Genomic DNA, 25387 nt, shown 5'->3' on the forward strand with positions numbered 1-25387 from the left:
GCTTTTAGCGGAACCCGTCGGTCGCCTCGCGGAGAGCGGCGAGGATTCCCGGGTCGGTCACGGCGTGCCCCGCGGATTCGGTGAGCTTCAACGTCGAACCGGGCCACGCTCGATGCAGCTGGTACGCGGTGATCGGCGGGCACACCGCGTCGTAACGCCCCTGCACCAGTACGCCCGGGATCCCGGCGAGCTTCCCCGCGTCCCGGATCAGCTGGCCTTCTTCCAACCACGCGCCGTGCTGGAAGTAGTGCACCGCAAGACGAGCGAACGTCAACGCGAACTGCGGATTCGCGTATCGGTCCACAAAGGACTGTTGCGGCAGCAACGCGACCGTCGCGCCTTCCCAGACGCTCCAGGCGATCGCCGCCCGTTCGCGCACCGCGCGATCGGGGGAGTGGAGCAGTTCGGCGTACCCGGCGAGCGGATCCTCCCGCTGCCGCTCGTCCAACGGCTCCAGGAAGGCGTCCCATTCCGCGGGGAAGAGATTCGCCGCACCGCCGCGGTAGAGCCAGTCAAGCTCCCGCTTCCGCACAGTGAAAATCCCGCGCAGCACCATTTCCGACACTCGCGACGGGTGGGTTTCCGCGTACGCCAGGGCAAGCGTCGAACCCCACGAGCCCCCGAAAAGCTGCCAGCGCTCGATGTTCAGCCGTTCGCGCAGCAGCTCCATGTCGGACACCAAGTGCCACAACGTGTTCGCCGACAGATCTTCGCCCGCGTTAGGGGTGCTGCGTCCGGCGCCGCGCTGGTCGAACAGGATGATCCGGTACGCCTCGGGGTCGAAATGCCTCCGGGTCATCGGGGAGACGCCGCTCCCCGGCCCGCCGTGCAGCACCACCACCGGTTTCCCCTGCGGGTTCCCGGCTTCCTGGCAGTAGATCCGGTGCCCGTCGCCGACGTCCAGCATTCCGTCGGCGCGCACCGGGATCGGCGGGTAAAGCTCGTCCATACCGGACACTCTTCCCGACGGCTCTCCGGGCCGGGAAGGGAGGGTGGGGGCCCGCCCCCGCCGCCGGGCTGAGCGGGCCCCCGTCTGTGATCGCGGTCAGCAGCCTAGTGTCGCGGCTACGTTCGCGAAGCCCTTCCCGGCGTTCGTCACCTTGTTGCTGGCGCAGACCTTGTTCCCGGTGGCCGCTTTGACCACGTAGAAACCGTAGGCCGAGGGCGCCTGCACGTCCGCGGTGTTGTCCGAGAAGGTGTTGTCCCGGCCCCAGCCGTCGACCTGCACGTGGACCTCGAACGACCCGTAGGTCGCGTCGTGCACGAAGACCTTGCTGCCCTTGTTGCCGGTGACCAGATATCCGTTGCCCTTCACGTCGACCCAGCTGTCGGCGTAGTTCTCGCCGCTCTGGCCGGTGCCGTCGAAGGTGTTGCCGCGCAGTTCGCCGCCGGTGGTGCCTTCCTTGACGTCGATCGATTCCGCGCGCACGTTCGGCCCGATCTTGTTGCCGATGGCCTTGTTGCGGTCGCTGTGGTCGGGCTGCCCGCCGGGCCAGTTGCTGTTGGCCGAACCGAAGTAGATGCCCTCGCCGAACCCGCCGTTTTCCTTGCCGGTGTCGGAGATTTCGGAGTTCTGCACGACGTTGTCGCTGCTGCCGTGCTGGAAGTGGATGCCCTCGTTGCCGATGCCGGTCACCTTGAGCCCGTCGACCAGCGTGTGGTTGACGCCCAGCGCCATCACGCCCTTCTGGCCGCCGGTGACGGTGAAGCCGGACAGCGTCCAGTAGCTGCCGGTCAGCTCGATGGTGCGGCCGCCGGACGCCTGCACGACCGCGCTGCGCGGGCCGGTGAGCGTGATGCGCCCGTTCGCGGTGCCGTTGACGGCGGCCTTGAAGTTGCCGGTGTAGGTGGTGTTCGCGGCGAGCTGGATCGTGGTGCCCGGCTTGGCCGAGGCCAGCGCGGTCTTCAGCTCGGCGGAGTTCTTGACCTGGACCGTCCCGGCGGACGCCGCGGGTGTGGCGAGTGCGAGCAATGCTGCGGCTCCGGCGGTTGCTGCCAGAACTCGATCGCGGACGCGCATTCCAACCCTCCTCGTCGAGGCTCGATGACTTCGGATGCGGCGTGCGCTCACGCTAAGACATCGAGAGAACACTGGTCAAGTACATGATTGATGTTCATGGATGTGAACAGGATGAACAACGGGTGGCCGGAAAGTGTCGCCTGCGACTGTTCCCGCCCGGCTTGCTCGGAGTTAACCCGGTCCTCGGTAGCTTTTCCGCGGAATGCCCGAACTGCGGCGAGAAAGGCTTCGTGAATGTCCGCGGTCAGCTACCTCGAGTCCATTGTCGTCGGCGCTTTGCAAGGCGTGTCGGAATTGTTTCCGGTGTCCAGTCTCGGGCACAGCGTCCTGTTGCCCGCGCTCGTCGGCGGAAGCTGGGGACGCGACCTGAGCATCGGGAAGGATTCGCCGTATCTCGCCGTGCTGGTGGCGATGCACGTCGCCACCGCGATCGCGCTGGTCCTCTTCTTCCGGCGCGACTGGGTGCGCATCGTCACCGGCCTGTGGACGTCGATCCGCCGCCGCGAGGTCCGCACGGCCGACCAGCGGCTCGCGTGGCTGCTCATCCTGGCCACGATCCCGGTCGGGATCGCCGGGCTGCTGCTGGAAAGCCTGCTGCGCGACGTACTAGGCAAACCCGTCCCCTCGGCGATCTTCCTCGCGCTCAACGGCGGGGTGCTCTACGCGGCGGAGAAGTTCTCCCGGAAGCCCAAGCCGGGAGTGGCGCAGGTCTCGCGCGAGGAGGAGACCATCGACTTCAGCGCCGAGGACACGATGGTGATGCGCGCGGTGACCGTCGAAGAGGCCACCGACGTCCGGCTGTCGAAGCTGAGCGTGAAGGAAGCCGTGCTGATCGGTTCGGCGCAGATTTTGGCTCTGCTGCCCGGAATCAGCCGCTCCGGCATCACCATGGTGGCCGGTCTGCGCCGCGGGCTCGACCACGAGGACGCCGCCCGGTTCGCCTGGCTGCTGGCGACCCCGGTGATCCTTGCCGCGGGCGCGCTGAAGATGCCCTCGCTGTTCACGCCGGAGAACAAGCCGTCGCTCGGCCCGGCGCTGGTCGGCAGCGTGGTGGCGTTCGTGGCGTCCTACATTTCTGTCCGTTTTCTGACGAAATACTTTGAAACGCGCACCTTGACCCCCTTCGCCATCTACTGCGCGGTCGCCGGAATCGGCAGCCTGATCTTCTTCGCGGTGTCAGGGGCGGCGTAGGGCGCAATTTCGCCGGGTGCACACTGAACGCATCGAAATCGTGCCTGACCTGCCGCCGCTGAGCGGATCGACGCTCTTCACGGCCTGGACCGTCGACGTCCCGGCCGTGCTAGTCGCGCTCGCGCTCGGCACCGGCTACGTCGTGGCGGCCCGCCGTCAGGAGTGGTCGGCCGGACGCACCACAGCGTTCCTCTCCGGGCTGGCCACGCTCGTCCTCGTCACGTGCTCGTTCCTCGGCGTGTACGACACGACGCTGTTCTGGGTCCGCGCCACGCAGAACACCGTGCTGCTGATGGTCACGCCGCTGCTCCTCGCGCTCGGCGCGCCGGTGACGCTGCTTATGCGCACCGCGCCGCCTAAGCTCGCTACATGGCTGCGTACGCACGGCCGTGGTCGCTTCGCACAGTTCATCACGTTCCCGCTGTGCGTCACCGTGGTGCTGATCGCACCGTTCCTGCTCATCTACCTGACGCCGCTGTACGAGCTTTCGCTCGACTCGGCGGTCGTAGGCGGCCTCGTACGCGTAGTGCTCGTACTGGCTGGCTTCCTGTACTTCTACAGCCGCGTGCAGCTCGATCCGACGCCGCGCGACGGCTCGCATCTGGTGTCGGTGTGGATCTCGTTCACCGAAGTGGTGTTCGACGGCGCACTCGGCCTGGTGCTGTGGCTCGGGCCGTTGCTCGCGCCCGCGCACTACGACGCGGTCCACCGCGACTGGGGTCCGGACCGGCGGACGGACCAGATCATCGGCGCGGGCGTGCTGTGGATCGGCGGAGACGTCGCCGGGCTGCCGTTCGTCGGCGCGCTCTTCATCCGGTGGGCGCGCGACGACGAGAAACGGGCCAAACGGCTCGACCGGAAACTCGACGAGGAGGCAGCGGCAGGCGAGGCGCCGGCGAAGGGACTGTGGTGGGAGAACGATCCCGAACTCGCCGAACGGTTCCGCCGCTCGTGAGTGCCGGCTCGCACCGGCACTCACGAGGCAGCTCAGTGGAACGCGTGCTCCGGCGCCGGGAACTCGCCGCGCCGGACGTCCTCGGCGAACGCCGTCGCGGCACTCCGCAGCACCCCGGCGACGTCGGCGTACCGCTTCACGAACCGCGGGGCCTTGCCGCGGCGCAGCCCGGCCATGTCCTGCCAGACCAGCACCTGGGCGTCGCAGTCCGGACCGGCTCCGATGCCGACCGTCGGGATCTTCAGCTCGTGCGTGACGCGCTTGGCCGCCTCGGCGGGCACCATCTCCATCACGACCGCGAACGCGCCGGCTTCCTGCAGGGCCAGCGCGTCGGCGAGCAGCTTCTCCGCCGCTTCGCCGCGCCCCTGCACCCGGTAGCCGCCGAGGTTGTGCTCGCTCTGCGGGGTGAAGCCGATGTGGCCCATGACCGGGATCCCGGCCGAGGTGAGCGCCTCGACGTGCGCCGCGAACCGGTGCCCGCCCTCGAGCTTGACCGCGTGCGCGCGGCCCTCCTTCATGAACCGGACGGCCGTGGCCAGCGCCTGCTCCGGGGAAAGCTGGTAGGAGCCGAACGGAAGATCGGCCACCACGAGGGCGCGTTTCGCCGCCCGGGTGACCGAGCGGACCAGCGGGAGCAGTTCGTCGACCGTGACCGGCAGCGACGTGTCGTAACCGAACACGTTGTTCGCCGCGGAGTCGCCGACCAGCAGCACGGGGATGCCTGCTTCGTCGAAAAGCTCGGCGGTATACATGTCGTAAGCGGTGAGCATCGGCCACGGTTCGCCGCGGTCCTTCAGCTCGCGCAGATGATGGATCCGGACTTTTCGCGGCTTGGGACCGGCGGCGTTCGCGGGCCCGTTTCCGTAAGGGGCGGCCACCTCGCCGGAGGCGCCGTCGGGTTGGGCAGACTGGGCAGACATCGTCGTCGACCGTCCTTCCCTCGAGGCCTCGCTGAGGTCCCCGGGTCGTGGAGTCAGTACCGGACACAGCGTGACACGCGCGCGGGAGGGCCCCAAGGTCGTGCGACCAGCTTCACACGGCCGGGGAGCGACAACCGTTTTGCCTCCTGTGACGTCTTGATGGGCATCGGGCCGATATGCGCCCGATGGTGAGAAGGTCCGGCGCGCCCCCGACGGTCGCGCCGCAAGAAAGGTACCGATGGGAACCCCAGTGAGCGCCCGCCCGCGCAGCCTCGGCTGGAAGGCCCGCGCCGGCGGTCTCGTGGCCACTGTCGTGCAGCTCGCGGCGATCTTTTCGATCGTGCTGCTGCTCGCCGGCGGGCGGCACGGGCACCTGCTGAACGGCATCGACATGGCCTTCGGCGTGGTGAGCGTGCCGACCAGTTCGAGCCTGGTGATCGTGCTGCTGCTCGTCGTGCTCGGCGCGGCGCTGCGCCGGCGCAAGAAGGCCGCGCTGTACGTGCTCGTGCTGTTCCAGATCGCCGGACTGGTGACCACGCTGGTCCTGCAGGCGCTGCTGCTGTGGGCTCCCGACCTGCTGACTCTCACCGCTCGCCAGATGCGCCACATCCCGACCCGGGTGGGCGCGCTCGCCGTCGCCGACGTGATCTCGATCCTGCTGATCGTGTTCCTGCTGGCGCTGCGGCCCGCGTTCCCCGCGCGGCTCGCGCCCGGCGCCTGGTGGAACGGCCTCACGGTGCTGTTCGTCGGGTTCCTCGGGGTGATCGTGCTCGGCTGGGCGCTCACCGAGGTCTTCCCGGGAAGCCTCGGCGATGCTTGGGAGAGGTTCGCCTGGGTGGTCAACCACGCCACGGGCGAGAACCTGCAGCTGCGCCGGATCGGCGTCGGCGAAGGCCCCGCGTGGATCGACGTGGTCCTCGACCTCGGCGCGACCTTCGTGTCCACCGCCGCGCTGTACACGCTCTTCCGCGGCGTACGCAGCCGTCGCATTCGGACAGACGAGGAAGAGCTGCGGTTGCGCCGTTTGCTGGGGGAGTTCGGCGAGGACGATTCTCTCGGCTACTTCGCGACGCGCCGCGACAAGAGCGTCATGTTCGCGCCCAACGGCCGCGCCGCGGTGACGTACCGCGTGCTCGCCGGCACCACGGTGGCGAGCGCGGACCCGATCGGCGACCCAGACGCGTGGCCGGAAGCGGTGCAGGCGTGGCTCCACGAAGCGCGTACGTACGGCTGGACGCCAGGCGTGCTCGGCGCGAGCGAGAAGGGCGCGAAGGTGTACGCCGCGGCGGGGCTGCGCGCGCTGCAGATCGGCGACGAAGCGGTCCTCGACGTCCGCGAGTTCTCCCTCACCGGCCCCGAGCGGAAATCTGTGCGGCAGGCGGTGAAACGGATCCAGCGCGCCGGGTACACCGCGCAGGTCCGGCGGCACAGTGAAATCCCCGAAGACGAGATGGCGCAGTTGCTCGCCCGCGCGCAGCAGTGGCGCGTCGACGAGACCGAGCGCGGCTTCTCGATGGCACTCGGCCGTCTCGGCGACCCGAGCGACGGCCGCAGCGTGATGGTCGAGGCGTACGACGCGCGCGGCGAACTGCGCGGCCTGCTGTCGTTCGTGCCGTGGGGCCGCCGGGGCCTTTCGCTCGACCTGATGCGCCGTGATCGGGACGCCGAAAACGGGCTCAACGAGTTCATGGTCGCCGAGGTCGTCGCGGCCGCCCAGCACATCGGCACCCAGCGGATCTCGCTGAACTTCGCGATGTTCCGCGCGGTGTTCTCCGAAGGCGAGCGCATCGGCGCCGGCCCGGTGCTGCGCGCGTGGCGGGCGGTGCTCGGCGTCGCGTCGCGGTTCTTCCAGCTGGAATCGCTGTACCGGTCGAACGCCAAGTACGGCCCGGAATGGGAACCGCGGTTCCTCTGCTACTCCTCCGCGCGACGGCTCCCGAGGGTCGGCATCGTCGCGGGCGCGCTGGAGGGCTTCGTGCCCACCGGACGCGCGCGGTCGTTGCGGCTGGAGAACGTGGGGGAGGACTTCGTCGCGCAGGTCCGGCGGATCGACGAGGAAACGGCGCAGGTCGCACCGCGCGCCAAGCGCCGCCCGGAGCAGGTCCGCGTGCGAGTGGCCAAAGTGGACAAACTGCGGGAACTCGGGGTGGACCCGTATCCCGTCGGCTTCTCCCGCGAGGACCAGCTCGGCGACATCGTGCGCGCGTTTTCCGCGCTGGAACCGGATTCCCACACCGGAAAACGCGTCCGGGTAGCCGGCCGGGTACTGGCCCTGCGCACCCTCGGCGGACTGTGCTTCGCGCGGATCAAGGACTTCTCCGGCGAATTGCAGCTGATGCTCGACGCGAAGGTCCTCGACCTGACCGGCTGGCGCAGCGGCGTCGACCTCGGCGACCACGTCGGCGTGAGCGGCGAGGTCATCACGACCCGCCGCGGCGAGCTGTCGGTGCTCGTGGACGAATGGACCATCACCGCGAAGTGTCTGCACCCGTTGCCGGACAAGCGAAAGGGCCTCACCGATCCGGAGACGCGCGTCCGGCAGCGCTACCTGGACCTGGCGGTGAACCCCGACTCCGCGAACATGCTCCGCCTCCGCTCGACGGTCGTCCGCGCCGTCCGCGAACGCCTGCACAAGGACGACTTCCTCGAAGTCGAAACCCCGATGCTGCAAACCATCCACGGCGGCGCCAACGCGCGGCCGTTCGTCACGCACATCAACGCGTACGACATGCGGATGTACCTGCGGATCGCCCCGGAGCTGTACCTGAAGCGGCTGTGCGTGGCCGGGGTCGAGCGGGTTTTCGAGCTGAACCGGAACTTCCGCAACGAGGGCGTGGACGCGACCCACAACCCGGAATTCACGATGTTGGAGGCGTACCAGGCGTACGCGGACTACAACGCCATGCGGCACCTGATGCGCGACCTGATCCAGTACGCCGCCGAAGCCGCGTACGGCGCACAGATCGTGCGACGCCCCGACGCCGACGGTCGCATCGTCGAACACGACATCTCCGGCGACTGGCCTGTCATTCCGGTGCACAAGGCCGTGTCGGACGCTCTAGGCGAGGAAATCGACTCGCACACCCCGATCGCCACCTTGCGGAAACTGTGCGCCGCCGCCGGAGTTCCGGTTCCCGAGGACGCCAGCGCAGGCGACTTGGTCCTGAAGGCACACGAGCACCTGGTCGAGGGCTCGACGGTGCTGCCGACCTTCTACACCGACTACCCGACCGAGGTCTCCCCGCTGACCCGCCAGCACCGCACGGACCCGCTCCTGGCAGAACGCTGGGACCTGATCGCGTTCGGCTCGGAAGTCGGGACGGCGTACACGGAACTGACCGACCCGTTGGAGCAGCGCCGCCGCTTGGAAGCACAGTCGCTGCGCGCCGCGAGCGGAGATGTCGAGGCAATGGAACTGGACGAGGACTTCCTGCTGGCGCTGGAACACGGAATGCCCCCGACCGGCGGTCTTGGTCTCGGGGTGGACCGGCTGCTGATGATGCTGAGCGGAACCTCGATCCGGCAGACGGTGCTCTTCCCGTTCGTCCGCCCGCAGGGGTGAGGGAGGCTTCTCGTCGGCTGGACTAGTGCGGCTGCACGTACGGGTGCTTCCCGTCAGCCGCGCCTGCTCCTTGCGGAACCGCTGGATTCCACAGCTCTGGGCTGCCCTGGCGGATGTCAGCGACAGCAGACGTCGCGCGGATTTCTGGCGAAATCACGACGGCAGGAGTCCGCCGCTCCCTGCCGGTCTGTCGTGCGGACCCGCGCCTATTTCTCCTCGGAACCGCGATCGCGAGAGTCTGCTGCCTGCGGATGTCGGCGTCTGCACACTCGGTGCCGAATTCTCGCGGAGTTGCGACCGCAGGAGCCGGTGGCTGTGGCTGGCTCCGCCTGGTGTCTGCAACTGCAGATGCAGGGCTGCTTCTCACGGAACCGCAAGAGCCCGCGGCACCGGCTGGCCCCGTGATGTCTGGCGCCGCAGGCACCGTGCCCGCTGCTCCGCGAAGCCGCGACCGCGGGAGTCCGCGGCTCCCGCTGAGTCGCGGGTGTCGGCGTCTGCAGGCACAGTGTGCAAAGCCGTAACCGCCGGAGTCCGCGGCACCGGCTGCCCCGTGGATGTCTGGCGCTGCAGGCACCGTGCCCGCTGCTCGCGTAGCCGCAGCCGTAGGAGTCCGCGGCTCCCGCTGCCCCGTGGATGTCTGCCGCTGCAGACATCGCGCCCGCTGCCCCGCGAAGCCGTAACCGCGGGAGTCCGCGGCACCGGCTGACCCATGAATGTCTGCCGCTGCAGACACCGTGCCCACTGCTCGCGAAGCCGCAACCGCCGGAGCCCGCGGCCCCGCCGACCCGTGCATGTCGGCGTCCGCAGACATGCACGCCCACTATTCGCGAAGCCGCAACCGCAAGAATCCGCAGCTCTCCGCACCCCCGCGAGGTCCGCAATCGCATGCGGGCCGCCGCGGCCGATCGCCATCTGCCCCGGCCGTCCTTCGCCGCGAGCAGGCCCGAGCATGTCCTGCGGCGGCCGCACCGACCGTCGCCGGGACCTGCTCACAGCGATCGGTGACCATCCCGCCGCCTCTCCTCCCAGCTCTCCCCGTCAACCCGAGGTCCCCGCCGGGGCAGGTATTGGCAGTCCGCCAACCATGATCCGGTAACCTCCACCAGGGATTCGGTGCGTGAGTTCGTGGTAGCGGATGGTGTCCGGAACCTCCGGTAAGTCACGGGTGTGACACCATCCGGCACTTCGTCGCAGAGATTCGCTTAGGGTGGGCAAGTGCATGCTGCGCGGGTGGCTTCGTTAGTCCTGCTCGGACTGGGTTTGGCGGGATATTCCGCGTGGCTGCTGGAGTTCTTCATGCAGACCGGGGTGTCGCCGACCGAACAGCCGGTCTGGGATTTGTTCTATGCGCAGCCGGTCTTCGCGGTCGCGACGGGGATCGGCGGTCTGGCCTTCCTCCTCACCGGCCCCGCCCTCATGCGGCTCGCGCCGACGCACTGGAGCGGGCGGCTGACGTCGGTTTCGGTGTCCGCGTTCGGGATCGTGCTGATGGTGTACGCCGGGGTCCCGGAGACCGTGGTGACTCCGAATCTGCTGAGCGCGGCCGTGGCCGTCGGGGCGCTGAGCCTGGTCTTTTGGTGGCCGTCGGGCTGGCGAGCCTGTGCGGTGGGGTGCCTGGTAGTCGTGCTGATCGCGTGGGCGCTGGTGGTGGCGTCGACGCTTACCGGACACCTCGAAGGCGTCTTCACGCGAGTGCAGTTGGTGGTGCACGCGGTGCAGGTCGTGGTCGGCGGCGCGTACGGCTTGCAGACCCCGGTTCCGGTCAGCGGCCGGAAATTGTCGGTGGCGGATGCGATGCTGCGGAGCAACAGACAGCGGAAGTGAGGCCACCATGGCTGGCAATGTCTCCCTGACCCCCGACGAACGCGGCGGTCTGCTCGGTTTCCTGGCACAACAGCGTCAGGCGATGAAGGTCGCCGCGTACGGCCTGACCGACGACCAGGCGCGCGCCGTGCCCAGCGCGAGTGCCCTGAGCGTCGGCGGATTGCTGAAACACGTGTCGTCCACCGAAAGCGGCTGGATCGACCTGGTCCTGAAAATCGAGCCGAAGCCCTTCGCCGAAAGCATGGCGGCCTATCAGGAGAACTACCGCCTGGGCCAGGACGAAACGCTGGAATCGGTTCTCGCCGCCTACGACCGCGTGGCCGCCCGCACCGAGGAGGTCATCGCCGGAGTCCCGGACCTGAACCAGGAAGTCCCGATCCCGAAGGGCGTGCCCTGGTTCCCGAAGGACGCCTCGGCGTGGTCCGTCCGCTGGGTGCTGCTGCACCTGATCGAGGAAACCGCCCGGCACGCCGGCCACGCCGACATCGTCCGCGAATCCCTGGACGGAGCCACCGCCATGCCCCTGCAAGCCGCGGCGGAAGGCTGGCCGGAGACGGACTGGCTGAAACCGTGGAAACCGGCGGAATGAGCCTGACTCTCGCGCGCTGATTCGTTCCGTTGGCCGCACCTGCGCCAACCGCGGGTGCCCCCGGGCTGACTTTGGCGCGCTGGCCACCGAACGGGCCGGACTTGCAACGGCCTGAGTCGGCGGTGGTAGGCAGACGGGCTTGTTGGTGTCGCTGCAGGACTTCCCGAGCCGCGCCTTCGGCCCGTTTGCCGTGGCTGGCGCATGTCGTTCGCGCCGCCGCGCTATTTCGGCTGGTGTTGCTTGCCTGGGTTGGGCCCTGGGCGGGCTATGGGGTCGGCTTCGATTGCCGGTTGCTGTCGGAGCGGGACCGCCGAGCTGCCCGACTCGCGGCCGAGGCCGCCACTGCGTGGGTGATTGCTGTCGGACTAGGGACCGTCGATTTAGCCGATTCGCGGCCGAAGCCGCGGCCGTGTTGCTGCCGGGCCTGGTGCCGCGAAGCTAGCTGACTCGCGATCAAGGTCGCAGCCGCGTGGTCGGTTGCTGCCGGAGGAGCGACTGCTGATTCGGCTGGCCCGCGGCCAAAGCCGCGGCCCGCGTGGTCGGTTGCTGCCGGGCGAGCGATTGCTGGTTTGGCTGGCTCGCGGCCCAAGCCGCGGCCGTGTTGTGGGGTTGCTGCCGGAGGAGCGATTGCTGATTTGGCTGGCTCGCGGCCAAGGTCGCCACCGCCTTTCGCCGTGTTGCTGCCGGGCCTGGTACCGCGGAGCCAGCCGACTCGTGGCCGAGGTCGCCGCCTCGCCGGTCCGGACGGTGTGCGGCGGCAGGTCGCAGAGGGGCAGGTGCACGAGGCGCTGGACAAGGTCCGGCGGCGGCCCTGGACGAGGGGCCGGTTGGCGAGCGGGTTGGATTTGGCCGGTTGAGGGGCGGCCCGTCATCCCGCTCGGACGGTGAGGCCTCGAGCCAACGAGCGTGGTTCAGCGGTGCTGGGCAGCCTCGATGTCTTTCGCTCAACAAAGGGGGTGGGCTCGGTCGGCATCCAGCGGCACTGGGGGTGCGGCTGGAATCCGACCGAGCGTCCCGCAACACCAGCCAGCCCAAGACGTTCCGCACGAGCTGACAGCCGATGCGTCAGAACAAAGTCGGCTCCTCCGGAAACGCCCCTTCGATCACCAGCATCCGCCGTTTGGTCTCGACTCCGCCCGGTGCCGAAAAGCCGCCGGTGTTCTTGCCCGCGCCCAAAACCCGATGGCACGGCACGATGATCGGAAACGGATTGCTCCCCATCGCCTGCCCGACAGCCTGCGCGGAGCCCGGCGCGCCCAGCTGATGCGCGATATCCCCGTACGTCAACACTTTCCCCGGCGGAATAGCCCGCGCGACGTCGTACGCCCGCCGGTTGAACTCGGGCACCTCTCGGTAGTCCAACGGCACCGCACGCAAATCGCGCGCCTCACCCGAGAGCAGCGCGACGACATCCTCCACCACCACGCGCAACTCCTCCGGCACCGGCGATTCCACCGCCTCCGGGAAGCGCTTCGCGAGGTGTGCACGCGTCCGCTCGGCCGTGCTCCCCGGCAGCGCGGTGCCGATCACCGCACCGTCCCGCCAGGCGAGGCCGCACGCCCCGATCGGGGTGTCGAACACCGCGTACCCAACCGTCATACCGCCAGCGTACGACCCGGCACCGACAGAAACTGGCGAGAAAACGACACCACCCTGCGCTCGCACCGACTGCCCCGGAAATCCCTCCAGAGCTGAGAACCCGGCGAACGCGCCAGAATCCAGCAGCTCACCCGGGCAACCTTGCGAGCCACCCAGCAGCCAACTCCGGCCGACTCGACTCCGGCCGAGCCAACCCCGGCCGACTCGACTCCGGCCGAGCCAACCTGGCCGAGCCAACTCCGGCCGACTCGACTCCGGCCGAGCCAACCCCGGCCGACTCGACTCCGGCCGAGCCAACCTGGCCGAGCCAACCCCGGCCGACTCGACTCCGGCCGAGCCAACCTGGCCGAGCCAACCCCGGCCGACTCGACTCCGGCCGAGCCAACCTGGCCGAGCCAACCCCGGCCGACTCGACTCCGGCCGAGCCAACCTGGCCGAGCCAAATCCAGCCGACTCAACCCCGGCCCAGCCGAAACCCGGATCAGGACTTCCGTTCCCGCCACCCGTTAGTCATCGGAAGCCGCCGATCCCGGCCGAAGGCCTTGAACGTGATCTTCGTGCCCGGCGGATACTGCCGTCGCTTGTACTCCGCCCGGTCGACCATCCGCACCACCCGGTCGATCGTCTCCGGGTCGAACCCCGCCTCGATCAGATCGGCGTACCCGCGGTCGTTCTCGACGTAATCGTCCAGGACGTCGTCCAGCAGTTCGTAATCCGGCAGCGAATCCGAATCCTTCTGGTCCGGCCGCAGTTCCGCCGACGGGGGCTTCGTGATCGAGTTTTCCGGGATCGGCGGCGTTTCTCCCCGCTTGGCCGCTTCCTCGTTCCGCCACCGCGCCAGCTGCCACACGTGCGTCTTGAACAGGTCCTTGATCGGCGCGAACGCTCCGACCGCGTCACCGTAAATGGTCGAGTAGCCGACGGCCAGTTCGGTTTTGTTGCCGGTCGCCAATACCAGGTGTCCGTCCAGATTGGACAGAGCCATCAGCAGCATCCCGCGCACCCGCGCCTGGATGTTCTCCTCGGCGAGCCCGGTCAGCTGCAGCTGGTTGACGTACACATCAACCATGTCGCCGATCGGCTCGACCCGGTAGTGCGCACCGATCCGCTCCGCCAAGTCCGAAGCGTCGTCCCGCGAGTGCGAGGACGAGTACTTCGACGGCATCGAAACGCCGTACACGTTGTCCCCGCCGAGAGCGTCCGCCGCGAGCGCCGCGCAGACTGCCGAGTCGATTCCGCCGGAGAAGCCGAACGTAACCGTCGAGAAGCCGTTCTTGTGCACGTAATCGCGCAACCCGACGACCAGCGCCGACCACACCTCGGCCTCGTCCGACAGCGGTTCGCTGATCGTCGGAGCGGCCAGCGGCGAGTACTCAGCCAGCGGCGAGTCAGTCAAAACCCGCCGGTGCACTTCCAAGCCCTCGAACGAGCCCGTGGCAGCCGCCCCCGACGCGGGCACGTCCAGGTCCAGCACCAGCAGGTGCTCCACGAACTGCGGCGCCCGCGCGAGCAGCGTCCCGTCCGCGCCGACCACCAGCGAGTCGCCGTCGAAGACCAGATCGTCCTGGCCGCCGACCTGGTTCGTGTACACCAGCGGCGCGCCCGCCTCAGCCGCGCGGCGGGCGATCAGCGGCAGGCGCTGTTCGTCCTTCGACCGTTCGTACGGCGACGCGTTCGGCGCGACCACCAGATCGACCCCGGCCTTGCCCAGCGCGGAGATCGGGCCGCCGTCCTGCCAGATGTCCTCGCAGATCACCATGCCGATGTCGACGCCGTGCAGCCGCAGCACCTCGAGTTCGGTGCCCGGTTTGAAGTACCGGTGCTCGTCGAACACGCCGTAGTTCGGCAGGTGGTGCTTGAACTGCCGGGCCACGACCTCGCCGCGATACAACGCCGCCGCGGCGTCGCGCGGGCCGACCTCGTCGTGGTCGAGGTAGCCGACGTACGCGAGCACCTCGCCGCAGCCCGCCTCGTCGAGCCGGCGCGCCAGTTCGGTCACCGAGCGCCGGGACGCGTCGGCGAACGTGCGCCGGAGCGTCAGGTCCTCGACCGGATAACCGGTCTGGGACATCTCCGGGAACACGACGACGTGCGCGCCCGCCTCGGCGGCCTTGCGGGTCCACTCGACGGTGAGCGCGGTGTTCCCGTCGATGTCGCCGACGGTGGTGTTGACCTGGGCCAGTGCGATGCGCAGTTGCGGCATGCCGCCATTCTGTCCCACCGCACCGACAGAAACTACGCGGAGGTGAGCCAGAGAACGGCGAAGGGCCCCTCGCCCGCGGCGAGAGGCCCTCCGAAACTGGAAAGCAGGAATCAGGACTTCTTCATCCGCATCATGCTGCGCACCTTCTTGACCGTCTGCTCGAAGTCCGAGTCGAACGGGTTGTCGTGCACCAGGTACGTCCACGTCGTGTTCGCCCGCCGCACGCCGACCTCCTCGAGATCGAGGCCGTTGTCGGTGATCTCCGCTTCCTCGAGCGTCTTCGCCGCCCGCGAGGCCGATTCGGCGATGATCTTGTGGAACTCCGGGATCGCCGCGCGGTGGAACTCGTCCAGCGGCGTCTCGCGGGCCAGCGCGCGCAGGTGGATGCTCTCGCGCACGTCGGTGAGGTACGCCAGGTGGTCCGACCACAGCTGGTCGAGGTGGAACAGCCGGACCTCGCGGCACACCTGCTCGAGTCGGTCGGCGTCGTCCAGCTTTTCCTTCAGCTCGGCGAACTTCTCCGGCTGCGCCTTCTCCAGCTCCTCGGCCGCGAGCCCGGTGTGCAGCACCTTGTCGCGGTGTTCCAGCAGCTCAGCGCGCTGCCGCTCGATCAGCCGGGTGTAGCGCCAGGTGTTGCGGTGGATCTCCAGGTCGACGCCCTCGGCGACGCGCTGGGCGTGGTTGAGCTGCCGGTGCGCGGCCGGGTCGGTGATCTCGCCGGTCTCGGTGTCCGCGTCGATGCCGTCCGGCAGGTCCGGCGCGTTCGACAGCACCAGGTCGTCGTTGAGGCTCGCGAAGAAGATCGCGCTGCCCGGGTCGCCCTGCCGGCCGGACCGGCCGCGCAGCTGCCCGTCGAGGCGGCTCGACGGGTACCGCGCGGTGCCGATCACGTGCAGGCCGCCCAGTTCGGCGACCTCCTCGCGGCTCGAGCCGTCGCTGCCGCCGAGCCGGATGTCGGTACCGCGGCCGGCCATCTGCGTGGACACGGTGACCGCGCCCTTCTTGCCCGCCTCGGCGATGATCGCGGCCTCTTCGGCGTCGTTGCGCGCGTTCAGCACGACGCACGGCAGGTCGGCCTTCGCCAGCTTCTCCGCCAGTTCCTCGGACTCGGCGACGTCCTGGGTGCCGACGAGAATCGGCCGCCCGGTCTCGTGCACCGTCCGGATCTCCTCCTCGATCGCGCGCAGCTTCTGCGACGGCGACGCGAAGACGCGGTCCGGCAGGTCCTCGCGGACGTTCGGGGTGTTCGGCGGGATGACGGCGACCTCGAGCTTGTAGAACTCGCGCAGCTGCTCGGCGACCGCCACCGCGGTACCGGTCATGCCCGCGACCTCGGGGTAGCGCGCGAGCAGCGCCTGCACGGTGATCGAGTCGAGGATTTCGCCCCGGTCGGTGGCCGTGACCTGCTCCTTCGCCTCGACCGCGGCCTGCAGGCCGTCCGGCCAGCGCTGCAGTTCGGCGACGCGGCCGCGGGCGGCGTTGATCAGCTGCACCTTGCCGTCGCGGACCAGGTAGTCGACGTCGCGGGTGAGCAGCGCGTGCGCGTGCAGCGCGACGTTCACCGCGGCGAGCCGGTCGGAACCGGACTCGTCGTACAGGTCGACGCCGCCGAGCGACTTCTCCACGACCGACGCGCCGGCGCTGGTCAGCCACGCGTTGCGGCCCTCGGAGTCGGTCTCGTAGTGCAGGCCGAGCCGCAGCCGCCGGACGATCTTGGCGACCTCCTCGTCGGCGTCGTTGTGGTCGATCGAACCGGCCATCACGAGCGGCACGCGCGCCTCGTCGACCAGCACCGAGTCGGCCTCGTCGACGATCGCCACCTCGGGGGCCTTCTGCACGAGGTCGTCGGGGTGGGTGACCAGGCGGTCGCGCAGCACGTCGAAGCCGATTTCGGCGACCGCGCCGTAGGTGACCTCCTTGCCGTAGGCCTCCTTGCGCTCCTCCTTCGAATGCGCCGGTTCGACCCAGCCGACGGTGACGCCGAGCAGGTCGTACACCGGGCCCATCCACTCCGCGTCGCGGCGGGCGAGGTAGTCGTTGACCGTGACCACGTGCACGCGGCGGCCGCGCAGCGCGTACCCGGCGGCGGCCAGCGCGCCGGCGAGCGTCTTGCCCTCACCGGTCTCCATCTGCACGACGTGGCCGGTGAGCAGGCCCATGGTGCCGAGCAGCTGCACGTCGAAGGCCCGCTCGCCGAGCTTGCGCCGGGCGGCCTCGCGGCCGAGCGCGCAGATCTCGATCAGCTGGCTGTCGGTGAACGAGGCGGCCCCGCCGATGGAGTCCCGCAGCTTGCCCGCGCGCTCGGTGAGTTCGGCGTCGTCGAGCTTCTCCAGCTCCGGTTCGAGCTTCTCGACGGCGGGCAGCAGCGCTTCGTAGCGGGTCAGCTCGACGCTGCCCGGCCGCTGGATGATCCGGCGGAGCCGCTTGCCCACTCGGCTGATCAGTGCCACCCCTGGTCTCCTCGTGTCGATGTGTCTCCGGTCGCACCCGCACTGCCCAACGTGCCGACGGTGCGTTCGAGTTCCGCGCCCGGATGGCACGATCAAACCGTGTCCCGTCATCCCAGCGCCAGCCCGAAAGTCCATCCGTTAGTCGTGTTCGCGGCTGCCGGCCTGCTCGCGACCACGCTCGCGGCCTGCACGTCAAAGTCCGGTCAGGCCGCGCCCGCTCCGACGGTCGAATCGCACGCCCCGGTGGGCCCGGTGCCCGCCGGACTGGCCCGGTTCTACGGGCAGAGCATGAGCTGGTCCGCGTGTGCACCCTACGCGACCTCGGCCGACGCGCAGTCGGCCTTCAAGGCGCAGGGAATCGAGTGCGGGCGCCTGACGGTGCCGTTGAACTACGACAAACCGGACGGGCAGACGATCACCATCGGCGTGCTGCGGCACCGCGCCAGCGACCAGGGCAAGAAAATCGGTTCGCTCGTGGTGAACCCGGGCGGACCGGGCGCTTCGGGCATGGTCGCCGCGGCGGGCCTGCTCGACCAGGTGTCGAAATCGGATCTCGGCGACCGGTTCGACCTCGTCGGCTTCGACCCGCGGGGCATCGGGGCCAGCGAACCGCAGATCAAATGCCTGACCGGAGCCGAGCGCGACGCTGACCGCGCCGACGACAGCGAGACCGACGGTTCGCCCGCGGGCGTCGCGAAGCAGGAAGCCGAACAGAAGGACTTCGCCGCGAAGTGCACACAGCGGACGAAGTACGGCGACGACATGCTCGCGCACATCGGTACGCGCGACGTCGTGAAGGACATGGACGTGTTGCGAAGCGTCCTCGGCGACGAGAAGCTGACGTACCTCGGTTACTCGTACGGCACGCGCATCGGGTCCACGTACGCGGAGACCTTCCCGAAGAACGTGCGCGCGCTCGTCCTCGACGGCGCTGTCGACCCGACGCAGAGCCCGGAAGACTCGCTCGTCGCGCAGGGCCAGGGCTTCGGCGTCGCGTTCAACGAGTTCGCGAAGTGGTGCGCGGCGCGTCAGGACTGCGCGCTCGGCAAGAACCCGGCTGACGCGACGAAGCAGTTCCAAGACCTCACGCGCCGGCTGATCGACTTCCCGGTGCCGGTCGGCGACGGCCGCAAGCTGTCCTACGAAGACGCCACCACGGGGGCCATCCAGGCTCTCTACCAGCAGAGTCTCTGGGAGTACCTGAACACCGGGCTGAACGAGCTGAAGCTGCAGCGCGGCAGCACGCTGGAGAAGCTGGCCGACATCTACAACGAGCGCAATCCGGACGGCAGCTACGGCACGACGCAGGACGCCTTCACCGCGATTCGCTGCGTTGACGATCCGCGCATCACCGATCCGAAGCAGATCCTCGAAGGCCAGGAGAAATACGTAAAGGCCGCGCCCTTCCTCGACGACGGCCGCCAAGCCAGCTCCGCCCGCGACGCCTGCGCGTTCTGGCCGGTGCCGAACACGTCGAAGCCGCACGAGCCGAACGTCGAAGGCCTGCCGAAGACGTTGACGATTTCGACAACGAACGACCCCGCGACGCCGTATCAGGCGGGCGTGAACCTCGCGAAGGCGCTGAAGGGCTCGCTGCTCACCTTTGAGGGGACGCAGCACACTGTGTTCCTGCAGGGCAACGCGTGCGTCGACAAGGTGGGGACCGCCTACCTGATCGACGGGACGACGCCTCCGGACGGCGCTCGCTGCAAGGCCAACTGAGGTTGCGCTGGCTCGCGAAGGTTGTGGCGACGATGCTCGCTGCCACGGCCTGAGCGAGCCAGCGGGCAGCGCTCGAGGGGGACCGTGTGTGCCGTAAGCGCAGACCGCTTTCGAGAAGGGTCTGTACGCGGATGAGTCGGTCGACTGTGCCTGGCTGACGGTGCCGCTCGACTACGCGAACCCGCGCAGGACTTGCCGCAGACGCTGATCGCCCAGACTGCCGGGTTTCAGGACGCCTTCACCCGCTTCGCGCAGTGGTGCGCGAAGCGGCAACTGCTAAGGCTGCTGATCCGTCAGCAGCACCTCGTACATCACCGGGCTGTCCCGCTCCGTCGCTGGCGGGACCTGCAGCCACATCCGCGCGAAGCGGCGCGGTTCCGCGACCGTCACCCAGATCTTCACGTTGACGTCCGCGTGGATCTGCGGCACCAGCTTCGCCGCGACCGCCTGGGGCACCGTTCCGCCGACGCGGTAGCCGTCGATGTGCTGGATCGTCTCGCGGATTTCGGTTTTCGGCTGCTGAAGCGAGTCGAGAAGACGGACCAGACCGCCGTGCGGGCCGAGGAACCGGTCGACCGGGAAGGACGTGGGGCCGTCCGTTTCGCGACCCTTCGTGTCCTTTGTGGTCGCGGTATGCCCGGAAACGGTGAACGAGAACGACCGATCGGTGAATTCCGCGCTGCCGCTCGCCTGTCCGCCGCTCTTGAGGTTCGCGTTGCCGACGAGCTTGGTCATCGGGAGACCGGGCAGCACGCCGTTGACGCCGACCGAGAAGTGCAGGCTGGTGACCTTGGCGAAGTTCGTCCTGGCGGCGGCGAGCAACCCGTCCGCCGCGGGCAAGGAGGGGGCCGCGGTGCAACCGCCGACCAGCCCGAGGAGCAGCAGGGCCGGCAGGACACGTCGGCTGAGCATGGCCGAGAGCCTACTCGGCTGGCCCGATTCTTTCGGATAGTGTCCTTCCGGCCACTGTCGACGACGCCTCCGGCCCACCAGACTGACTGCTCGTGACCGTTGAGACTCGTCCTGCCCGCCGCCTGCACCGCGCCTGGTTCGTCGCGGCGGCCGCGTTCGTCGCCCTCCTCGCCGCCGCCGGCTTCCGCGCCGCGCCGGGCGTTCTGATCGATCCGTTGCACGAAGAATTCGGGTGGTCCCGCGCCACGATCGGGTCCGCCGTCTCGGTGAACCTCGTGCTGTACGGCCTCTTCGCACCCTTCGCCGCCGCGCTGATGGAGCGGTTCGGCATCCGCCGGGTCGCGGCGACCGCGCTGTGCGTCGTCGCGCTCGGCGCGGGCGGCACCGTCTTCATGAGCGCCAGCTGGCAGCTGATCCTTTGCTGGGGCGTCCTCGTCGGCCTCGGCACCGGCTCGATGGCGATGAGCTTCGCGGCGATGGTCGCGACGCGCTGGTTCGTCCGCCATCGCGGCGTCGTGACCGGCGTGTTGACCGCTGCTGGAGCGACCGGACAGCTGATCTTCCTGCCGTTGATCGCGTCGCTCGCGGTGGACGACGGCTGGCGGACCGCGTCGATGGTCATCGCCATCGCGGCTCTCGCGGTGGTCCCGGTCGTGCTGCTGGCCGTACGCGACCACCCCGCCGATGTCGGCACTGTCGCGTTCGGAGCGCCCGAAGGCACCGAAGTCGAGCGCCCCGCGCCGAAGGTCGGCACTGTCCGCCGAGGACTGTCCGTGCTGTTCCAGGCCGCGCGCACCCGGACGTTCTGGTTGCTCGCGGTCGGCTTCGCCATCTGCGGGGCCACCACGAACGGGTTGGTCAGCACGCACTTCGTCCCGGCCGCGCACGACCACGGCATGCCGCAGACGACCGCGGCGAGCCTGCTCGCGCTGGTCGGCATCTTCGACGTGGTGGGAACGATCGCGTCGGGATGGCTCACCGACCGCGTCGACCCGCGGATCCTGCTCGGCATCTACTACGCCTTGCGGGGAGTTTCGCTCGCCCTGTTGCCGCAGCTGTTCACGGATTCGGTCCAGCCGAGCATGTGGGCGTTCATCCTCTTCTACGGTCTCGACTGGGTGGCGACCGTGCCGCCGACCGTCGCGCTCTGCATCCGCTCCTTCGGCGAAGCCGGTCCGATCGTGTTCGGCTGGGTCTTCGCCTGCCACCAGCTGGGCGCGGCGTTCGCCGCCTCCGCCGCCGGCGCGGTGCGCGACCAGCTCGGCGACTACGCGGTCGCCTGGTACGTCGCCGCCGGGCTCGCGGTGATCGCCTCGGTCGCGTCGCTGTCGATCACCCGATCAAGGAAAATCCAGGAATCGCAGGTCGCGCAGGTGGCGTGAACCCGCCTCCGTTGTGGGTGACCCGTGAAACATGGCGTTAACACGTGCTGGTTAGGGTTCGGCCATGGATCGCCAGCAGGAATTCGTGCTCCGCACTTTGGAAGAGCGCGACATCCGTTTCGTTCGCCTGTGGTTCACCGACGTGCTGGGATTCCTGAAATCCGTCGCGGTCGCGCCCGCCGAACTGGAGGGCGCGTTCAGCGAGGGCATCGGGTTCGACGGCTCGGCCATCGAGGGCTTCGCGCGCGTCTACGAATCGGACATGGTCGCCAAGCCCGACCCGTCCACGTTCCAGGTGCTGCCGTGGGAGACCCCGGAGGGCGGGCCGTACTCCGCGCGGATGTTCTGCGACATCGCGATGCCCGACGGGTCGCCGTCGTGGGCCGACCCGCGGCACGTGCTGCGCCGCCAGCTGTCGAAGGCCAGCGAAGCCGGGTTCACCTGCTACGTGCACCCGGAGATCGAGTTCTTCCTGCTCGCCAATCTCCCCGACGACGGCAGCGAGCCCGAGCCCGCCGACAACGGCGGCTACTTCGACCAGGCCAGCCACGCCACCGCGACGCACTTCCGCCGGCACGCGATCGAGACGCTCGAGGCGATGGGCATCTCGGTCGAGTTCAGCCACCACGAGGGCGCGCCGGGGCAGCAGGAAATCGACCTTCGCTACGCCGACGCCCTCACCATGGCCGACAACGTGATGACGTTCCGTTACGTCGTCAAGGAGGTCGCGCTGACCCAGGGCGTGCGCGCGACCTTCATGCCGAAGCCGTTCACCGACCAGCCCGGCTCCGGCATGCACACCCACGTCAGCCTGTTCGAAGGCGACCGCAACGCGTTCTACGACGCCGAGGATCCGCACGAGCTTTCCGAGACCGGCAAGGCGTTCGTCGCCGGCGTCCTGCACCACGCGAAGGAAATCTCCGCCGTCACCAATCAGTGGGTCAACTCCTACAAACGGCTGATCAGCGGCAGCGAGGCGCCCACCACGGTGTCGTGGGGGAGGGCGAACCGCTCGGCGCTCGTGCGCGTGCCGATGTACTCGCCGGGCAAGGCGTCGTCGCGGCGCGTCGAGATCCGGACGCTCGATTCGGCGTGCAACCCGTATCTGGCCTACTCGGTGATACTGGCCGCGGGGCTGAAGGGCATCGAAAAGGGCTACGAGCTGCCGCCGCCTGCCGAGGACAACATCTGGCAGCTGTCGGACTCCGAACGCCGCGCCGCCGGCTACTCGCAGTTGCCGCAGAACCTCGGCGAGGCGCTCGCCGAGATGGAGAAGTCGGAGCTGCTGCCGGAAGCGCTCGGCGAGCACGTTTACGACTTCTTCTTGCGCAACAAGCGGGTCGAGTGGGACAACTACCGGAGCGCGGTCACCCCGTACGAGCTCCGGACTCTGTTGCCGATGCTCTGAACCGGGCCCCGGGCCGTGCTCCGACGTTGGGGAGGCATCGGAACATGGGAAAAAGACTGCCCGCCGTACTCGCCGCACTGGTCGCGGCGGCGGGCTTGGCCACCGCGCCGCCGGCGGTCGCGATGGCGGCTGACCCCCAGATCGACGCGGCCGGGCTGCACTTCGACCTCGACCGCGCCGACATCCCGTCGCTGCAGCACCGGATGGCGACCGGGCAGCTCACCGCGACCCGCCTGACCAGCGCGTACCTCGCGCGGATCCGGGTGCTGGACCCGAAGGTCAACGCCGTCCTCGCGCTCAACCCGGCCGCGCTCGCACAGGCCGCGGCCAGCGACGTCCGGCACCGGACCGGCCGCACCCGCGGTCCGCTCGACGGGATCCCGGTGCTGGTCAAGGACAACGTCGACACCCACGACCAGCAGACCACCGCCGGTTCGCGCGCGCTGCGGAGCCGTCCGGCCAAGGACGCCACGCTGATCACCCGGCTGCGCGACGCCGGCGCGGTGCTCCTCGGCAAGGCGAACCTGTCGGAATGGGCCAACTTCCGCGCCGCGAAGCCGACTTCCGGCTGGTCCGGCGTCGGCGGGCAGACCAACAACCCGTACGTGCTGGACCACAACCCGTGCGGTTCGTCCGCCGGATCCGCGGCCGGCGTCGCCGCGTCGCTCGCGCAGGTCGCGATCGGCAGCGAGACCGACGGGTCGATCGTGTGCCCGGCCGGGATGACCGCGACCGTCGGCCACAAGCCGAGCCTCGGGCTGGTCAGCCGGACCGGCGTCGTCCCGATCTCCGCGGAACAGGACACGGCGGGACCCATCGCGCGCAATGTCGTCGATACCGCGATCACGCTCTCGGTGCTGCAGGGCCGCGACCCGTCCGACCCGGCCACCCTGCGTTATCCGTCCACCCAGCCGACGGACTACGCGAAGCTCCTTCGGCCCGGCGTCCTGCGCGGCGCCCGGATCGGACTGTGGCGGCTGCCAGTGCTCGGCCCGGACACGGATGCCGTGGTCAGCAAGACGAAGGCTTCGCTGGAACGCGCCGGCGCGACGGTCGTCGAGGTGAACCTGCCGTATCAGGATCGGCTGTCGGAGCTGGAGTTCCCGGCGCTGCTGACCGAGTTCCACCGCGACATCGACGCCTACCTCGCCACGCGCCCGACCGGGCCGCGGAACCTGGCGGACCTCATCGCGTACAACCGCGCCGACCCGCTGGAGCGCACTTGCTTCGCTGGTCAGGAGCTGTTCGAGCAGGCACTTGCCGCCCCCGGACCGCAGGACCCGACCTACCTGAAGAACCGGGCGGAACTGACCGACCTCGCGCGCCGGTCGCTGGACGAGACCCTCGCGAAGTACGACCTGGACGCCATCGCGTCGCCGACGAACCCGCCGGCTTGGAAGACGGACTGCAAGGTCGGGGACAACGACGTGATCCCGTCGTCGACGCCGGCCGCGGTCGCGGGCTACCCGGACGTCACCGTCCCGGCCGGTTCGGTCGGACCGCTGCCGGTGGGGATTTCGTTCATGGGCGGGCAGTGGACGGACGGGAAGATGCTCGCGCTGGCCGCGGACTACATGCGGGTCGCGCCGGTGCGGATTCCGCCCCGGTATCTGCCGAAGCTGCCCGGGTAAGCCGTTCGGGGTTGCCCAGAGCGGGTGAAGGTTTGTGGCGGCCGCCGGTCAGTGCCTCGTGCTGACCGACGGCCTTCGTTTTGGGCGGGTTCGGGGTTGCGCCGTGCGGGCTGACCTGCTGAATTGGGTCAGATGCTGGGGTCTGTGGCCGGGGAGAGTCGCTCGATAGGGGAGACCTGGGTCACGTGAGGCCTCTCCGAGGGCCTTCCGGGCGGGGTCCGGTGCTGGCGGAGTGGTGGAATCAGCGCGCTGGCAACCCTCTGACCAGGGTCGATGCCGTTAAGTGACCCCCCTGTTTTCGGGTGGTTGGAAGGCATGTAATCTTCTCTTCGTCGCCAGGAACACCGGGCCGGCGGGGCCGAAAGCCTCACCGACCAGGAGCCAGGGTCGAGCGGGTTGACACCGCGAAACGGACCAGGTAATGTTCAGCGTCGGCCCACGAGCGGCCGCCGACTCCCTACGACTAGCCTTGTAGGTACCGGCATGCTCGACCAAAAGCTTGAAATAACGCATCGAGCTTGGCCTGGTTGATTCCGGGGCTGGTTCGGGGTGTGTTGCTTGAGAACTCAACAGTGTGCTAGTGAACTAAGCCAGTAGAGCTTATATGAAACCCCCTCGTCGGGGTTTCCTTTGAGAATGATTGATTGAGAGTAGTCTCGATCGAACTTGAAGACATTGTTGGAGAGTTTGATCCTGGCTCAGGACGAACGCTGGCGGCGTGCTTAACACATGCAAGTCGAACGCTGAACCGGTTTCGGCCGGGGATGAGTGGCGAACGGGTGAGTAACACGTGGGTAATCTGCCCTGTACTCTGGGATAAGCCTGGGAAACTGGGTCTAATACCGGATATGACACTTCAAGGCATCTTGGGGTGTGGAAAGTTCCGGCGGTATGGGATGAACCCGCGGCCTATCAGCTTGTTGGTGGGGTAATGGCCTACCAAGGCGACGACGGGTAGCCGGCCTGAGAGGGTGACCGGCCACACTGGGACTGAGACACGGCCCAGACTCCTACGGGAG

16 protein-coding genes and 1 other annotated feature (1 of these 17 only partly in view) are annotated in these 25387 nt (G+C 68.8%); of the genes, 9 read left to right on the forward strand and 7 right to left on the reverse strand.

The window, feature by feature from the left end; translation table 11 throughout:
- Nucleotides 1-4 precede the first annotated feature (4 nt).
- Entirely contained in the window at nt 5-949 is a 945-nt protein-coding gene (pip, locus tag SSMG_RS04305) for a prolyl aminopeptidase (RefSeq protein ID WP_037712516.1), read from the reverse strand.
- A gap of 96 nt (nt 950-1045) precedes the next feature.
- Nucleotides 1046-2020 (reverse strand): right-handed parallel beta-helix repeat-containing protein, encoded by a 975-nt coding sequence (locus tag SSMG_RS04310; RefSeq protein ID WP_037712518.1) that lies wholly within the window; start codon nt 2018-2020, stop codon nt 1046-1048.
- A 234-nt stretch (nt 2021-2254) separates the two neighbouring features.
- Between SSMG_RS04310 and SSMG_RS04315 the strand changes: the two genes are divergently transcribed.
- Both SSMG_RS04315 and SSMG_RS04320 read left to right on the forward strand, forming a co-directional pair.
- On the forward strand, nt 2255-3211 hold the full coding sequence (locus tag SSMG_RS04315; RefSeq protein ID WP_009073141.1) for an undecaprenyl-diphosphate phosphatase: 957 nt from the start codon (nt 2255-2257) through the stop codon (nt 3209-3211).
- Nucleotides 3212-3227: 16 nt separating this feature from the next.
- Nucleotides 3228-4166: a cytochrome c oxidase assembly protein gene (locus SSMG_RS04320; RefSeq protein WP_009073143.1), complete on the forward strand. Its 939-nt coding sequence runs from the start codon at nt 3228-3230 to the stop codon at nt 4164-4166.
- A 32-nt stretch (nt 4167-4198) separates the two neighbouring features.
- Here the strand turns inward: SSMG_RS04320 and panB are convergent, their stop codons facing one another.
- The gene (gene panB / locus SSMG_RS04325) at nt 4199-5086 is read right to left on the reverse strand and encodes a 3-methyl-2-oxobutanoate hydroxymethyltransferase (RefSeq protein ID WP_009073144.1); all 888 of its coding nucleotides are present in this window, start codon (nt 5084-5086) and stop codon (nt 4199-4201) included.
- Nucleotides 5087-5324: 238 nt separating this feature from the next.
- On the opposite strand from panB, the gene lysX reads away from it, so the two are divergent.
- The 3 genes from lysX to SSMG_RS04340 all read left to right on the forward strand — a co-directional run bounded on the left by lysX (nt 5325) and on the right by SSMG_RS04340 (nt 11061).
- Nucleotides 5325-8648, forward strand: a complete 3324-nt coding sequence (gene lysX, locus SSMG_RS04330) for a bifunctional lysylphosphatidylglycerol synthetase/lysine--tRNA ligase LysX (RefSeq protein ID WP_037712520.1) — start codon at nt 5325-5327, stop codon at nt 8646-8648.
- Nucleotides 8649-9878: 1230 nt separating this feature from the next.
- Complete coding sequence (locus SSMG_RS04335) at nt 9879-10472, forward strand: hypothetical protein (protein ID WP_100266702.1); 594 nt, start codon at nt 9879-9881, stop codon at nt 10470-10472.
- A 7-nt stretch (nt 10473-10479) separates the two neighbouring features.
- On the forward strand, nt 10480-11061 hold the full coding sequence (locus SSMG_RS04340; protein ID WP_009073148.1) for a DinB family protein: 582 nt from the start codon (nt 10480-10482) through the stop codon (nt 11059-11061).
- Nucleotides 11062-12126: 1065 nt separating this feature from the next.
- Here the strand turns inward: SSMG_RS04340 and SSMG_RS04345 are convergent.
- The 3 genes from SSMG_RS04345 to secA2 all read right to left on the reverse strand — a co-directional run bounded on the left by SSMG_RS04345 (nt 12127) and on the right by secA2 (nt 17313).
- Entirely contained in the window at nt 12127-12660 is a 534-nt protein-coding gene (locus SSMG_RS04345; protein WP_037712523.1) for a methylated-DNA--[protein]-cysteine S-methyltransferase, read from the reverse strand.
- A 481-nt stretch (nt 12661-13141) separates the two neighbouring features.
- Nucleotides 13142-14863: an NAD+ synthase gene (locus tag SSMG_RS04350; protein WP_037712526.1), complete on the reverse strand. Its 1722-nt coding sequence runs from the start codon at nt 14861-14863 to the stop codon at nt 13142-13144.
- Between the two features lie 110 nt (nt 14864-14973).
- The gene (secA2, locus tag SSMG_RS04355; protein WP_037712528.1) at nt 14974-17313 is read right to left on the reverse strand and encodes an accessory Sec system translocase SecA2; all 2340 of its coding nucleotides are present in this window, start codon (nt 17311-17313) and stop codon (nt 14974-14976) included.
- A 99-nt stretch (nt 17314-17412) separates the two neighbouring features.
- Between secA2 and SSMG_RS04360 the strand changes: the two genes are divergently transcribed.
- On the forward strand, nt 17413-19035 hold the full coding sequence (locus SSMG_RS04360) for an alpha/beta hydrolase (protein WP_078560691.1): 1623 nt from the start codon (nt 17413-17415) through the stop codon (nt 19033-19035).
- Between the two features lie 276 nt (nt 19036-19311).
- Here SSMG_RS04360 and SSMG_RS04365 read toward each other — a convergent pair whose 3' ends face one another.
- On the reverse strand, nt 19312-19947 hold the full coding sequence (locus SSMG_RS04365) for an LppX_LprAFG lipoprotein (RefSeq protein WP_009073156.1): 636 nt from the start codon (nt 19945-19947) through the stop codon (nt 19312-19314).
- 92 nt (nt 19948-20039) lie between these two features.
- Between SSMG_RS04365 and SSMG_RS04370 the strand changes: the two genes are divergently transcribed.
- From SSMG_RS04370 to SSMG_RS04380, 3 genes are all read left to right on the forward strand, one after another.
- Nucleotides 20040-21329 (forward strand): MFS transporter, encoded by a 1290-nt coding sequence (locus tag SSMG_RS04370; RefSeq protein ID WP_037712530.1) that lies wholly within the window; start codon nt 20040-20042, stop codon nt 21327-21329.
- A gap of 64 nt (nt 21330-21393) precedes the next feature.
- Entirely contained in the window at nt 21394-22737 is a 1344-nt protein-coding gene (gene glnA, locus SSMG_RS04375) for a type I glutamate--ammonia ligase (RefSeq protein WP_009073159.1), read from the forward strand.
- 44 nt (nt 22738-22781) lie between these two features.
- Entirely contained in the window at nt 22782-24368 is a 1587-nt protein-coding gene (locus SSMG_RS04380; protein ID WP_009073160.1) for an amidase, read from the forward strand.
- A 675-nt stretch (nt 24369-25043) separates the two neighbouring features.
- Nucleotides 25044-25387, forward strand: a sequence feature (mutual gap in cmsearch alignment for this rRNA model is longer than 100) (it continues 1137 nt past the right edge of the window).

Source organism: Streptomyces sp. AA4 (genome assembly GCF_000158875.1).
Lineage (GTDB): Bacteria > Actinomycetota > Actinomycetes > Mycobacteriales > Pseudonocardiaceae > Amycolatopsis.

Coding starts and splice junctions, on each gene's coding strand:
- SSMG_RS04345 (WP_037712523.1), bottom strand. CDS start 12,660: ATGACGGTTGGGTACGCGGTGTTCGACACCCCGATCGGGGCGTGCGGC.
- SSMG_RS04365 (WP_009073156.1), bottom strand. CDS start 19,947: ATGCTCAGCCGACGTGTCCTGCCGGCCCTGCTGCTCCTCGGGCTGGTC.
- SSMG_RS04310 (WP_037712518.1), bottom strand. CDS start 2,020: ATGCGCGTCCGCGATCGAGTTCTGGCAGCAACCGCCGGAGCCGCAGCA.
- pip (WP_037712516.1), bottom strand. CDS start 949: ATGGACGAGCTTTACCCGCCGATCCCGGTGCGCGCCGACGGAATGCTG.
- SSMG_RS04350 (WP_037712526.1), bottom strand. CDS start 14,863: ATGCCGCAACTGCGCATCGCACTGGCCCAGGTCAACACCACCGTCGGC.
- panB (WP_009073144.1), bottom strand. CDS start 5,086: ATGTCTGCCCAGTCTGCCCAACCCGACGGCGCCTCCGGCGAGGTGGCC.
- SSMG_RS04315 (WP_009073141.1), top strand. CDS start 2,255: ATGTCCGCGGTCAGCTACCTCGAGTCCATTGTCGTCGGCGCTTTGCAA.
- glnA (WP_009073159.1), top strand. CDS start 21,394: ATGGATCGCCAGCAGGAATTCGTGCTCCGCACTTTGGAAGAGCGCGAC.
- SSMG_RS04380 (WP_009073160.1), top strand. CDS start 22,782: ATGGGAAAAAGACTGCCCGCCGTACTCGCCGCACTGGTCGCGGCGGCG.
- SSMG_RS04340 (WP_009073148.1), top strand. CDS start 10,480: ATGGCTGGCAATGTCTCCCTGACCCCCGACGAACGCGGCGGTCTGCTC.
- lysX (WP_037712520.1), top strand. CDS start 5,325: ATGGGAACCCCAGTGAGCGCCCGCCCGCGCAGCCTCGGCTGGAAGGCC.